The organism is Paenarthrobacter sp. AB444, from assembly GCF_028736865.1.
GTDB classification, from domain to species: domain Bacteria; phylum Actinomycetota; class Actinomycetes; order Actinomycetales; family Micrococcaceae; genus Arthrobacter; species Arthrobacter nicotinovorans_B.
On sequence record NZ_JAQZBY010000005.1, the window covers coordinates 87,747 to 101,066 of the forward strand.

The following is a 13,320-nucleotide window of genomic DNA, read 5'->3' on the forward strand; positions in this document are numbered from 1 at the left end:
ACCCTTTCAAGACACCAAGACCACTCCGAGCGAGGATCAAGGCACCATGACCGAACCATCTCTGCGTACCGACGTCGTTCACGCAAGAGCCACCCGCAAAGCACTGTTGAAGTTGATTCCATTGCTCTGCGTTGTCTACTTCATGTCCTATGTGGACAGGACGAATGTTTCCCTGGCCAAGACCCACCTGGAAGCGGATATAGGACTAAGTGCCGCCGCCTACGGGCTGGGCGCCGGCATCTTCTTTATCAGCTACGCGTTCCTTGAGGTCCCGAGCAACCTGATCATGTACCGTGTGGGGCCACGGGCGTGGATCACCAGGATCGCACTGACCTGGGGTGCAATTTCCGCCCTCATGATGTTCGTGCAGGGAGAAGCGTCCTTTTACATCCTGCGGTTTATCCTGGGTGCCGCGGAGGCCGGGCTGTTTCCCGCGTTGGCGTACATGGTGACGGTGTGGTTCGCGCAGAACCAGCGTGCCAGCGTCATGGGGTTCATCTACCTGGCACCGACCATTGCCCTCATCATCGGCGGCCCCGCGGGCGGAGCGCTGATGGAACTGGACTCCTTGTTCGGCCTGCACGGTTGGCAGTGGATGTTCATGATCGAGGGCCTGCTCACGATGGTGGTCGGCGTCGTCGTGTGGTTCAAGTTGCCGTCGACGCCCCAGCAAGCGTCCTGGCTTACAGCGGATGAAGCAGACAGCCTGTCCCGGCATGCCGGGAGACCGGATGAGCACGAGCACCGCATCAAAGGGAACGTGCGCAGGGCATTTGGCCGTCCTTTCATTGTGATCATCGCCCTTGTCTACTTCCTGAACCAGGTAAGCAGCGTTGGATTGGTGTTCAACATCCCGGCGATCATTGAGTCCATGCACGTAAAGAGCCCGTTCATGATTGGACTGATCTCCGGGAGCGTCGGCATTGGTGCGACGATCGGCGTACTGCTCATTCTGAGGCTGTTCCGACGTTCCACCACAGAGGCTGCCTGGGTTGGCTTCATGGCCTTGGGCACCCTCGTTACAGCCGTGGCGTACGTCCTTGTCGAGCCCCCGGTGGTCCGGGTGGTTCTCATCGCGCTCGGAGCAGTCTTCATCTTCGGCACGTTGCCGGTCTTCTGGTCCATTGCGATGGGGCGGATGTCAGGTATTGTGGCCGCTGCCGGTTTGGCGTTCATCAATACGATCGGGCTCATCGGCGGATTCGTTGGCCCCTACCTCTTCGGTGTGGCTGAGACGGCCACGGGAGACCCGGCCACCGGCTTCTTCATCATCATTGCCGCGTCCGGAATCTCCGTAGCCCTCACTCCTGTCCTGACGTGGGCGCTCAAGCGGGAGGACCGTGACTCAGCGCTGAAGGCCGGTCCGGACAGCGAACGCGGTGCCTTGTCATCCCGCGGGCTCATGGATTCACGGCAGGAAGGCTGACGCGATGCACGGACTTATGCAGGACCACCCCCTGGCCACGCCCATGCTGGTGGACCGCCTCGAAGGAGCATTCGCCAACAAAACGGTGGTCACGGGTGGGTTCGATGACCGACAGTCTGCAAACTACGGCGAAGTGGCGCAGCGGATCAGGAAGTTAGCCGGTGCATTGGATGCATTGGACGTGCCCGTGTCCGCCCGGGTTGCCACCCTCGGGTGGAACACCCAGCGCCATTTCGAGCTGTATCTCGCGGTGCCCAGTTCCGGCAGGGTGCTCCATACGATCAACCACCGCCTGGCGCCCGCCGACATCCAGTACATCATCAACGATGCCGCGGACGACGTCCTCTTCGTGGATCGCTCCTTGCTCGACGTCCTCTGGCCTATTGCGGACAAGCTGCCCAGGCTTCGGCACATAGTGGTCATGGACGACTGTGACAAGCCGTCGGTGCCCCAAGACCCCCGCATCCTGGACTACGAATCGATCCTTGAACAGGCGCAAGGCGTAGAGACTTTCGACGTCCCGGACGAACGAGCAGCCGCCGCACTCTGCTACACCTCAGGAACAACAGGACGCCCCAAGGGAGTGCTGTACGACCACCGCTCCATCATCCTGCATGCAATGTCCCTGCTCTTCGCCGACGTCTTTGCCCTCGGCGAGGGCGATGTCGTGATGCCTATCGTGCCCATGTTCCACGCGAACGCATGGGGGCTTCCCTATGCCGCAGCCTTGTGCGGGGCATCCCTGGTCCTGCCGGGCCGGGCCACGGCGCCGGAAAAGCTGGCCGGTCTCATGGAACGGGAGCAGGTCACGGTGTCGGCCGCCGTGACCACGGTCTGGAAGAGCCTGCTGCCGCATCTGCAGGGGCGGGACCTGTCCAAGCTGCGGCGCCTGGCCAATGGTGGAAGCCCGCTCCCCGTCGAGTTGGCCCGCCAGTATCTTGAGGAACTGAAGGTGCCGTTGGTAGGAACCTGGGGGATGACGGAGGCAAGCCCGCTGCTTACCTCTTCGCGGACACCAGCCAAAGGGGAGCAGCCCGCCAGGGACGAAACGGGAGACAAGGCACTTGCCCTGATGTGCGCTCCGGGCTATCCCAGTCCCTTGGTCAAGCTCCGCGTCGAGCGGCCGGACGGAACCTTTGCCCCGCACGACGGCCAGGAAACGGGAGAGCTGCAGGTATGCGGAGCCACGGTCGCCGGAGGATACTTCGGCGCATCCGACGGCTCGGAGGCTTTTACAGCCGATGGTTGGCTGAAGACCGGAGATGTGGGGACCATCGATCCGGATGGCTGCGTCCACGTAGTCGACCGCCTCAAGGACCTGATCAAGTCCGGTGGCGAATGGATCGGCTCTACAGAGATGGAGAACGCCATCCTCAGCCACCCCCAGGTGTGGGAGGCCGCCGTCGTCGCTGTTCCTGACGAGAAGTGGGGCGAGCGGCCGGTGGCCTACGTTGCTCCCCGACAGAACGCCGTCCTCACCGCAGAATCCGTGCAGTCGCATCTTGAGGGGAAGGTAGCCAAGTGGTGGATCCCGGAACGGGTGGTCATCATTGCCGAGATCCCCAAGACATCAACCGGGAAGATCGCCAAGAAGGCGCTGCGGGAGTCGGCCGCTGATACAGGGGGACTGTAGGCCACCTGGGTCAGTCCTCCGTCGGGCGGTTCCGGTAAGCGGCGAGGAAGTGCGCGATCCTGCGCACGGCTTCCTCGATGTCCTCAACCGCGGGGAGGATCACGAACCTGAAGTGGTCCGGGGTGGGCCAGTTGAAGGCCGTTCCGTGCGACACCAGGATCTTTTGTTCCTGCAAGAGCTGGAGGACGAATTTCTCGTCCGAGGCGATGGGGTACACCTCCGGATCCAAGCGTGGGAAAAGGTACATCGCGCCTGCTGCCGGTACGCAGGACACGCCAGGGATCGCGGTGAGCAGCTTCCATGCGAGATCACGCTGCTCCCGCAACCGGCCGCCCGGGGCGATGAGGGCCTCAATGCTCTGGTAACCGCCCAGGCAGGTTTGGATCGCGTGCTGCGCGGGCACATTGGCGCACAACCGAAGCGAAGCCAGGAGCTCCAAGGATTCCCGGTAGGCGGCGGTGGCAGCCAAAGGTCCTGTCACGGCAACCCATCCGGCCCGGTAGCCCGGCATCCGGTAGGCCTTGGACAAGCCGCTGAACGTGAGCACGCAGACGTCATCCGCAACGGATGCCGTATGGATATGCGGGGCATCGACGTAGCGGATCTTCTCGTAAATCTCGTCGGAGAAGAGCACCAGATCGTGCTTCCGGGCGAGGGCTGCGAACTGCTCCACGATGTGCCGGGGATAAACCGCACCAGTGGGATTGTTCGGATTGATGATGACTATTCCGCGGGTGCGGGGCGTGATTTTGGCTTCGACGTCGGCCATGTCCGGCCACCAGTTTTCGTCCTCGTCACAGAGATAGTGCACGGGCTTGCCGCCCGTGAGGGTCACAGCGGCGGTCCACAAGGGGTAGTCCGGCGCAGGGATAAGGATCTCGTCGCCGTTTTCCATGAAGGCCTGCAGGGTCATGGAAATCAGCTCGCTGACACCGTTGCCGATGAAGATGTCCTCGACGCCGATGTTCATCAGTCCGCGGGTTTGGTAGTACTGCGAGATCGCCGTGCGTGCGGAGAAGATTCCCTTGGAGTCGCTGTACCCCTGCGCGCCGCGGATGTGGTGGATCATGTCCACCACCACTGACTCCGGCGCTTCCAGCCCGAACGGTGCCGTGTCCCCAAGGTTCATCTTCAAAATGCGGTGGCCCTCGGCTTCCATGGCCTTGGCTGCCTGAAGGATGGGGCCGCGGAGTTCGTACCGGACGTTCTGTAGTTTGCTGGAGTGCTGCATGGGACGCATGGTTGATCTTTTCATGGCATGGGCACCGGCGAGCAAACCATTCCGGAAAGTGATCCCCTAAACCCAGCGGATAATCACTGGGAGGCTGCGGGTGGTTGCCGAGACTTCCCGTTCCGTGCCGCCCACCGCCACCGCGAAATGCTGGAGGTCGTCGGCGGAAGCCATGACCTCGAAATGCCCGGTGGCATCGCTCACGACGGCGACGGCCGAGGAATGCGCATGGATGTAGGCGTCAGGAATCCCCTTGTTGTGCGCGTCGACCAATCGCCCGCGGATCCTACGCCCGGCATCGGCATTCCCGTGAGCCGGCTCGTGGAAGGGCGGACCCGAGGGTTCCTCAAAGGGGAGGGACACTGGTACGCGGACCATGAACCCCAACCCTTGCTGGATGGCATTGGAGTACTCTTCGAGCCGGAACTCTCCACTGGATATCACTGAGTAATGGCTGTGGAGCTCCACCGCCAAAAGAAGCTGCTCCATGTTGTCCAGTTGTTCCGGCCCGTGGCATTCCACAGCCACCCGCAGTTCGAGGTCCAGGACGGGTCCGTCCCGCCGGGACCTTCCCACCCGGTTAAGCGCGACGGCGCGGACCGTCACCGGAGCGTCAGGGGGCGGAACAACCGCAGTGGGGGACCCGTCGTCGAACCTTACATGCTGGGGAGCGACGGCACTGGAAAGTACCCCCAGAAGGTCGGACAGCGACGCATGCACATGGCCCACGGCAGAACCCCAGCCGGACAGAGATCCACAACTTCAACTGGAACTAGGCTACTCCCGCAATTCCGCGTAGTCACTGGGATCCGGGGGTCAGGATGACCTCACAACATCGAGGCGACATCAGCCAGGGCTAAGCCGCTGCCTGGTCCGCTCGCCGGGCGGCCTGCCGCCACCAGGCCACAGTAGCCGCGGCCGCTTCCGGCAGGGGAGTCGGTTGCAGTCCCAGGAGCCGCTGGCTTTTGGTGGAATCCATGATGAACGGCCGCTCGAACTGGTACAGCAGCTCGGCCAGTTCGCGCATGTCCGTGGAAAACACGCCGGCTGTCCGCAGCACCCAGCCAGGCACGGCGCCCACCTTCGGCGCAGCAACGCCGGCGGCTGAGGCGTACGCTGCCGCCATCTCACGCTGGGTGATGGCAGGACCCGTAGGCGCGTGCAGCACAGTGTTCCAAAGCTCCGGCTTCCGAGCTGCCGCGATCATGGCAGCGGCAAGATCGGGGACATAGGTAAACGAATGCGGCCGGCGTGCGCTCCCGATGACCTGCAAGGCCTTACCCGCCAGGACCGGCGTGACCATGCGCTCGCCGGCGTGGGCCGTCTTCACGAGAGGGCCGTAGAAGTCGCCTGCCACCACGCTCACGGTGTTCGCCGCGTGGGTCTCGCGGGCCTTCAACAGTGCGGTCCGGATGCCGCGCTTACCGCCGCTGGCAGCCCGCGGCCCGGCCTCCGTCATGATCCGGTCCGGCTCGCTGTACGAATACAGGCTTTCAGGAAAGACGACGACGGCGCCCGCGGCCGCCGCTGCATCCATCACCACTTGCTCGGCACGGGGGAGTTCGGCGGCCCACGCTGCGGCGCGGTAGGCCGATCCGTGGATGCAGTGGAATATGGCCGATGCTCCTGCCACGGCCTCGTTGAGCCGCGCGGGGTCGGAGGCGTCCACCCGCTTCCTTTCCACGAGGGGATGTTCCGGGCCGCTGCCGGAGCGGGTCAATACCCGCACCCTGTGGCCTTCCGCCGCAAGTTGTTCGGCAATGGTGTATCCGACAGGTCCTGCTCCGGTGACAACGTACATGGTGGCCTCTTTCGTGGTTTTTGGCTTGAAGGCAGCGAGAGCACTGCTCTCTTTCGTTCAGCATGGCGACCATGGATCAGAATGTCAAGAGCACTGCTCTCGAATGTTGACAGCGCTCTCTCTTGTGGCAAGCTGTAGCCATGTCTGCCGCCAGAGCCTCCAATGCCAAAGCTGCCACTCCGCGCGAACGCGCCCGCGCCCAAACGCTGGTGGACATCGTAAGGATTGGTCGGGAGCACTTGGCAGTCCATGGTGCTGCTGCCCTGTCCTTGCGTGCCGTGGCGAGGGATCTCGGCGTCGTATCTTCTGCGGTCTACCGCTATGTCCAGAACCGCGACGAACTCCTCACGCTCTTGCTGATCGACGGCTACAACGAGCTCGGTGATCAGGTGGATGCAGCCGTGGCAGCCGTCCCGGAGGCGGACTTCACCGGGCAATTCAGGGCTCTGGGCCGTGCCGTCCGGCAGTGGGCGATCCGGGAGCCTGCCAGCTACGCCCTCCTCTTCGGCAGTCCAGTGCCCGGATACCAGGCTCCAGGGGAGCGCACCACCGTCCCTGGAACCCGGGTGATTTTCCGATTGGTGGGCATCTTCGACGCAGCCCAGCGGGCGGGGGCGCTCAACGCGGAGGTGCGGCCCGGCGTCGTGATTCCTCCGGCGCTGGCCGCGGACCTGGACGCAATCCGCTCCGAACTGAACCTTGAGGTCCCGGAGCCGTCCCTCGCGCGCGGCGTGCTCGCGTGGACGTCCATTTTTGGCGCGATCAGCTTCGAAGTTTTCGGCCAGTACGGTCCGGACACCTTCAAGGCCCGCGACGAGTTGTTTGAGCATCAGCTGGCAGTGCTCGAGGGTGTGGCCGGGCTCTAAGGCGGGAGCGCTAGAGTATTCGGATGGTTCGGGGATTGGCGGATATTGGAGCGGAGGGCGTCCTGCTGGCCGGTGCGGGGCGCGCTATCCTCCTGCAGATCGCCAACCCGCGCGTGGGGCATGGCGTGGCGGAGCACAGCAATTTCGCCGAGCGTCCCATGGACAGGCTCCGCGCCACCATGACCTACGTCTATGCGGTGATATACGGCTCCGAGGAACAACAGAAGGCCGTGCGACGAGCCGTTAACCGTGCCCACGCGCCGGTACGCCGGGACGCTGATGAATCCTCCGCAGGCTACAGCGCGTTCGACGCCGAATCCCAGCTGTGGGTGGTCGCCACCCTGTACCAGACCGCCGTCACCGTCTACGAGCAGGTCCATGGACCGCTCGACGACGACGCCGCCGACCGCATCTACGGCGATTACGCACGGATCGGGACTGTCCTGCAGTTACCGGCCAGCATGTGGCCGGCGGACCGGCGCGCGTTCGTGGAGTATTGGAATGCCCAGGTCGCCGCGCTCCAGCCGGACGCCAAGGCGTTGGGCGTTGCGCGGGACTTGTTCCACCCCTCCGGAGGGCCGCAGCTGCTGCGGCTGGCCATGCCGCTGGCCCGCTTCCTCACGGCCGGCCTGCTGCCCAACCATGTGCGGGACGCCTACGGCTTTGAGTGGAGCGCCGGGCATGAGCGCCGCTTCAACAGGATCATGAGGACTGTTGGGCGCGTCTACCCCCGGCTGCCGCAGAGGGTGCGGCACTGGCCCCGGGACTACTACTTGAGGCAACTTGCTGTGGGGAGCGGGGTGCCCCATGCGTAATTCCACATCGGTGGAGCAGGCGATCGACCAGGCCGCGCACCGCTACCTGGACCGCTCCGGGGGAAAGCTCCGAGGGCGGCTCACCGAGTTTGTGGTCTTCGGCCTGAAGCAGGCGTGGGCTTGCGTGTTTGGTGCCTTGCTGCTGGCTGTGATCATCGGCGTCCGGCTCTGGTATCCCGCTGACGCGGGTTTGGCCAGCAACGATTTCCTGACCATCGCCGCCGTCGTCATCCAGGTCCTGATGATCTGTTTCAAGCTCGAGACGCTGCGGGAACTCCGGGTGATCCTGCTGTTCCACGTGGTGGGGACTGTCATGGAATTGTTCAAGACGGACGTCGGATCCTGGGCCTACGATGCTGACGGCGTGCTCCGGATCGGTGCCGTGCCGTTGTTCAGCGGATTCATGTACGCCGCCGTGGGTTCGTACATGGTCCGGGTGTTCAGGCTGTTCGATCTCCACTTTGACCGCTACCCTCGACGCTGGGTCACGGCCCTGGTTGCCGGTGCGATCTACGTCAACTTCTTCTCGCACCACTACATCCTTGACCTTCGCTGGGTGCTGCTGGCCGCCGTCGTGATTGTCTACGGCCGGTGCGTGATGCATTTCAGGGTGTTCCGGAAGCGCTTCCGGATGCCGATCCTGGTGTCGTTCCTGCTGGTGGCGCTGTTCATCTGGTTTGCGGAGAACATCGGCACGTGGTCGCGTGCGTGGCTGTATCCGAACCAGCTGGCGGGATGGCAGGCGGTGTCCATCGACAAGCTCCTGGCATGGTTCCTGCTGATGATTATCTCCGTGGTGCTGGTGGCATGGGTGTACAAACCGGAGCCCTTGGAACAGTTCACCGTGAGCGAAAAGGGCGATGAAATCCCTGCAAACACAGGGAAGTAGCATCCCCTACTGGGAAAGTTGAGCGCACTCGACTCAACTTTGGATTGACATCTTTCCGAGGCTGAGTACAGTTGAGTGCAGAACGCTCAACTAGCCGATTGTTGAGCAGGCTCCCGAACCAGCAAGACCGCACCAGCGGACCCTTGCGGGCCGGATGCAATCGTCAACATCGGTCATTGAAAGGAAGCAAGATATGTCACGTGCAGTAGGTATCGACCTCGGAACCACCAACTCCGTGGTCTCTGTTCTTGAAGGCGGCGAGCCCACCGTCATCGCCAACGCCGAAGGCGGCCGCACCACGCCGTCCGTCGTCGCGTTCTCCAAGTCCGGCGAGGTCCTGGTTGGCGAGATCGCCAAGCGCCAGGCCGTCAACAACATCGATCGCACCATCGCCTCCGTCAAGCGCCACATGGGCACCGACTGGACCGTCGCCATCGATGACAAGAAGTACACGCCGCAGGAAATTTCCGCGCGTATCCTCATGAAGCTTAAGAACGACGCCGAGAGCTACTTGGGCGAAAAGGTCACCGACGCTGTGATCACCGTTCCGGCTTACTTCAACGACGCCGAGCGCCAGTCCACCAAGGAAGCCGGCGAAATCGCAGGCCTCAACGTCCTGCGCATCGTCAACGAGCCCACCGCAGCTGCTCTGGCCTACGGTCTGGACAAGGGCAAGGAAGACGAACTCATCCTGGTCTTCGACCTCGGTGGCGGTACCTTCGACGTCTCCCTCCTCGAGGTTGGCAAGGACGAAGACAACTTCTCCACCATCCAGGTCCGCGCAACCGCCGGTGACAACCGCCTCGGTGGCGACGACTGGGACAACCGCATCGTCGAATGGCTCCTGAGCCAGCTCAAGGTCAAGGGCATCGACCTCTCCAAGGACAAGATCGCCCTCCAGCGTCTCCGCGAAGCTGCTGAGCAGGCCAAGAAGGAACTCTCCTCCTCGACCAGCACCAACATCTCCCTCCAGTACCTCTCCGTCACCCCCGACGGCCCGGTCCACCTGGATGAGCAGCTGACCCGTGCCAAGTTCCAGGACCTCACCAAGGACCTGCTGGACCGCACCAAGAAGCCGTTCCACGACGTCATTGCTGAAGCCGGCATCAAGGTTTCCGACATCGACCACATCGTCCTCGTCGGTGGCTCCACCCGTATGCCTGCTGTCTCCGAGCTCGTCAAGGAACTCGCCGGCGGCAAGGAACCCAACAAGGGCGTCAACCCGGACGAAGTTGTCGCCGTTGGTGCCGCACTCCAGGCCGGTGTCCTGAAGGGTGAGCGCAAGGACGTTCTCCTCATCGACGTCACGCCGCTGTCCCTCGGTATCGAAACCAAGGGTGGCGTCATGACGCACCTCATCGAGCGCAACACGGCCATCCCGACCAAGCGTTCCGAGACCTTCACCACCGCTGACGACAACCAGCCGTCCGTGGCCATCCAGGTCTTCCAGGGCGAGCGCGAATTCACCCGCGACAACAAGCCGCTGGGCACGTTCGAACTGACGGGCATCGCTCCGGCACCGCGTGGCGTTCCGCAGGTTGAGGTCACCTTCGACATCGACGCCAACGGTATTGTCCACGTGTCCGCCAAGGACAAGGGCACCGGCAAGGAACAGTCCATGACCATCACCGGTGGCACGGCACTGTCCAAGGACGACATCGACCGCATGGTCCGTGAAGCCGAAGAGCACGCCGCTGAGGACAAGGCCCGCCGCGAAGCTACGGACACCCGTAACTCCGCTGAGCAGCTCGCCTACTCGGTGGACAAGCTGATCGCCGACAACGACGACAAGCTGCCCGAAGAGGTCAAGACTGAGGTCAAGGCCGACGTCGACGCCCTCAAGTCCGCGCTCGAAGGCACCGACGACGCAGCCGTGAAGACGGCGTTTGAGAAGCTCCAGGCTTCCCAGACCAAGCTCGGCGAAGCCATCTACTCGCAGGCCTCCGCAGCTGACGCTCCGGGTGCCGGCGCAGAAGGTGCTCCTGCCGGTGGTGCAGGTTCTGCCTCGGCCGACGAGGACATCGTTGACGCCGAAATCATCGACGAAGACGAAGCGAAGAAGTAGCCATGCCTCATCACGGCAACGAAGCAGAGCACTCTGACGAGCGCGGCGCCAACGAGGGATCGGGCCAGCAGAAGCCGGTCATCCGGGACAACCGCAAGGTTGACCCGGAGACCGGGGCCGCCCGCCACCCTGAAGGCGAAGCTGGCGCTCCCACCGACGGCGACGCCCTCTCCCAGGCTGAGGAAATCCTCAACGGCGTAGAGGTGCCGGCTGAAGAGTCCGTGGCCTCGGGCGCGGCGGCCGAAGCCCAGGCAGCGGAGCTCCGCAACGACCTCCTTCGCCTGCAGGCCGAGTACGTCAACTACCGCAAGCGCGTCGAGCGCGACCGCGCCGTAGCAGGGGAGATGGCCGTCATCGGCGTCCTGAACTCCCTGCTCCCGGTGCTTGACGACGTCGACGCCGCACGCCAGCACGGTGACCTCGAAGACGGCCCGTTCGCCGCCATCGCCACCAAACTGGAGAACGCGCTGAAGACGTATGGACTGGAGCGCATCGCGGACACGGGTGTCGAATTCGACCCCACCATCCACGAGGCACTCATCCAGCAGCCCGGCGAGGACATCCAGGTTGACACTGTCAGCCAGGTGTTGCGCTCCGGATACCGCTCAGGCGAGCGTGTCCTCCGCGCAGCCCAGGTGATTGTGGCTGTACCCGCTTAATAACTCATCGAGATGGCAGTTCGTGACAGTGTTTGAGTGAAACATTGTCATGAACTGCCATCTCGTTACCAACGAAAGGAAACGCTCTTGGCCAGCCAGGACTGGGTTGAAAAGGATTTTTACGCGATCCTTGGTGTTGCCAAGGACGCGTCCGACGCTGACATCAAGAAGGCTTACCGCAAGCTTGCCCGGCAGTACCACCCCGATACCAACGCCGGGGATGCTGCTGCGGAGAAGCGGTTCAAGGATATTTCCGAGGCTTACTCGGTGTTGTCGAGTCCCGAGGACCGGCAGCAGTATGACGCCATCCGGGCCATGGGTGGCGGTGCGCGGTTCGCTCCGGGCGCCGGACGTGGCGGTGCCGGGGCCAACGGCGGGTTTGAGGACCTGTTCGGTGGCTTGTTCGGCGGCGGCGCAGGCGCACGTCAGCCACAGGGCGGAGGTATCCCGCCGGAGTTCGCTGACCTGTTTGGCGGCGGATTCGGTGGCGGCCCCACCGGCTTCCAACGCGCGCCGCAGAAGGGCTCGGACCGCACCGCGTCCACCACAATCTCGTTCGCGGGTTCCATCAAGGGCACCACGGTGAGCCTTCGTGAGAGCAACGGGAACGTCATCGACGTCAAGATTCCCGCGGGAATCAAGGACGGGCAGAAGGTACGCCAGCGCGGCAAGGGCAACGTTGGCCCGGCCGGAAATGGCGACCTCATCATCACGGTCAACGTGAAACCCCACGATTTCTTCCAGCGCGACGGCGACAACATCCGCATCCACGTGCCCGTCACGTTCGCGGAAGCGGCGCTCGGCGCCACCATTGAGGTCCCAACGCTCGACGGCGACACCGTCAAGTTGCGTGTCCCGGCGGGCACACCCGCTGGCCGCACTTTGCGGGTGAAGGGCCGCGGCGTGAAGACATCGAAGGGGACCGGCGACCTGCTGGTGACCATCGACGTCGCCGTTCCTCAAAACCTGAACAAGGAAGCTGAAGAAGCTGTGAAGGCGTTCGCTGCAGCCACCTCCGACGCCAATCCGCGTCACGACCTGGCCGCGAAGGCCCGGTTGTAAGGAGAGGGTCATGGCAATCGACGTCAATCAGCCGATCTTCGTCATCTCCGTCGCTGCGGAGCTTGCCGACATGCATCCGCAGACGTTGCGCCAGTACGACCGGCTGGGCATCGTCTCGCCCAGCCGTGCACCGGGCAAATCCAGGCGATATTCGCAAAACGATGTCAACAAGCTGCGTGAGGTCCAGCGCCTCTCACAGTCCGGCGTGTCCCTTGAGGGCATCAAACGCATCCTGGCCCTCGAAAACCAGGTAGCCGCGCTGCAATACCGCGTGGCTGAGCTGACCGAGGAACTGTCGCGGCGCCGGACGCCTGTGGATGCCCGGATCTTCGCTGCGGGAGCCGCGGGAGACGTGGTGAGCCTGGCCCGGGGCCAGCGCCCGCGCGGAAGGTCCCAGGCCGTCGTCGTATGGCGTCCGAGGTCGGGAGAAGAACTTTAGGAACGGGAGCTAGTCCCGGGTCCGGTCCCAACTGACCACCACCCGGGCGGCTCCCGTCTCCGTGCGCTCCACGTCGGTGACAATCTGCGACTCCTTGGCGCCCATCTCCCGGATCCGGCGCCGATAGTCCTCGACGTGCGCCTGAAGGGACTCTTCGGTCCATTCGCCCGGGCGCATTCTCGTCGAGATTTCTACAGGTTCTTCCCTGGGGAGCGTCTCACTGGGCTGGGGTTCAAGGTCCCGAACCGGTTCAGGTTCGCCGGGCGGCACCAGCATCCTGACTGCGAAGGCACCGCCTGCAATACCGGCAACGAGGCCTGCCGCGATGAGCCAAAGGGTGCGCCCGCGTGAACGTTTCTTGGGGAGGCGGACGGGTTTTCCGGGACTGGACGTGACTGTGGATTTCTTGGCCATGGGAAGACGCAACCTTCCGA

The 13,320-nt window shown here is 63.5% G+C and carries 13 protein-coding genes; 9 read left to right on the forward strand and 4 right to left on the reverse strand.

Annotated elements, in window-relative coordinates; genetic code table 11:
- The first annotated feature begins 46 nt into the window (after positions 1-46).
- Positions 47-1,426 (forward strand): MFS transporter, encoded by a 1,380-nt coding sequence (locus PQ627_RS08270; RefSeq protein WP_274259937.1) that lies wholly within the window; start codon positions 47-49, stop codon positions 1,424-1,426.
- Positions 1,427-1,430: 4 nt separating this feature from the next.
- Entirely contained in the window at positions 1,431-3,059 is a 1,629-nt protein-coding gene (locus tag PQ627_RS08275; RefSeq protein WP_274259939.1) for a long-chain fatty acid--CoA ligase, read from the forward strand.
- 10 nt (positions 3,060-3,069) lie between these two features.
- On the opposite strand, the gene PQ627_RS08280 is transcribed toward PQ627_RS08275, so the two are convergent.
- From PQ627_RS08280 to PQ627_RS08290, 3 genes are all read right to left on the reverse strand, one after another.
- Positions 3,070-4,299 (reverse strand): pyridoxal phosphate-dependent aminotransferase, encoded by a 1,230-nt coding sequence (locus tag PQ627_RS08280; RefSeq protein ID WP_274259941.1) that lies wholly within the window; start codon positions 4,297-4,299, stop codon positions 3,070-3,072.
- 57 nt (positions 4,300-4,356) lie between these two features.
- The gene (locus PQ627_RS08285) at positions 4,357-5,019 is read right to left on the reverse strand and encodes a hypothetical protein (RefSeq protein WP_274259943.1); all 663 of its coding nucleotides are present in this window, start codon (positions 5,017-5,019) and stop codon (positions 4,357-4,359) included.
- A 127-nt stretch (positions 5,020-5,146) separates the two neighbouring features.
- Complete coding sequence (locus tag PQ627_RS08290; RefSeq protein WP_274259945.1) at positions 5,147-6,091, reverse strand: NAD-dependent epimerase/dehydratase family protein; 945 nt, start codon at positions 6,089-6,091, stop codon at positions 5,147-5,149.
- A 140-nt stretch (positions 6,092-6,231) separates the two neighbouring features.
- On the opposite strand from PQ627_RS08290, the gene PQ627_RS08295 reads away from it, so the two are divergent.
- From PQ627_RS08295 to PQ627_RS08325, 7 genes are all read left to right on the forward strand, one after another.
- Complete coding sequence (locus PQ627_RS08295) at positions 6,232-6,957, forward strand: TetR/AcrR family transcriptional regulator (RefSeq protein WP_274259965.1); 726 nt, start codon at positions 6,232-6,234, stop codon at positions 6,955-6,957.
- A 23-nt stretch (positions 6,958-6,980) separates the two neighbouring features.
- On the forward strand, positions 6,981-7,772 hold the full coding sequence (locus PQ627_RS08300; RefSeq protein WP_274259967.1) for an oxygenase MpaB family protein: 792 nt from the start codon (positions 6,981-6,983) through the stop codon (positions 7,770-7,772).
- Positions 7,765-8,661: a DUF817 domain-containing protein gene (locus tag PQ627_RS08305; RefSeq protein WP_274259969.1), complete on the forward strand. Its 897-nt coding sequence runs from the start codon at positions 7,765-7,767 to the stop codon at positions 8,659-8,661. Before PQ627_RS08300 ends, PQ627_RS08305 begins: the two co-directional genes overlap by 8 nt.
- A 193-nt stretch (positions 8,662-8,854) precedes the next feature.
- On the forward strand, positions 8,855-10,726 hold the full coding sequence (gene dnaK / locus PQ627_RS08310) for a molecular chaperone DnaK (RefSeq protein ID WP_144661138.1): 1,872 nt from the start codon (positions 8,855-8,857) through the stop codon (positions 10,724-10,726).
- A gap of 2 nt (positions 10,727-10,728) precedes the next feature.
- Positions 10,729-11,385 carry a nucleotide exchange factor GrpE gene (locus tag PQ627_RS08315; protein ID WP_144661141.1) on the forward strand — a complete coding sequence of 219 codons (657 nt, stop codon included), beginning with the start codon at positions 10,729-10,731 and terminating at the stop codon, positions 11,383-11,385.
- Between the two features lie 87 nt (positions 11,386-11,472).
- On the forward strand, positions 11,473-12,447 hold the full coding sequence (locus PQ627_RS08320) for a DnaJ C-terminal domain-containing protein (RefSeq protein ID WP_144661144.1): 975 nt from the start codon (positions 11,473-11,475) through the stop codon (positions 12,445-12,447).
- 10 nt (positions 12,448-12,457) lie between these two features.
- Positions 12,458-12,886: a heat shock protein transcriptional repressor HspR gene (locus PQ627_RS08325; protein WP_274259972.1), complete on the forward strand. Its 429-nt coding sequence runs from the start codon at positions 12,458-12,460 to the stop codon at positions 12,884-12,886.
- A gap of 9 nt (positions 12,887-12,895) precedes the next feature.
- Here PQ627_RS08325 and PQ627_RS08330 read toward each other — a convergent pair whose 3' ends face one another.
- The gene (locus PQ627_RS08330; RefSeq protein ID WP_274259974.1) at positions 12,896-13,300 is read right to left on the reverse strand and encodes a hypothetical protein; all 405 of its coding nucleotides are present in this window, start codon (positions 13,298-13,300) and stop codon (positions 12,896-12,898) included.
- Positions 13,301-13,320 lie beyond the last annotated feature (20 nt).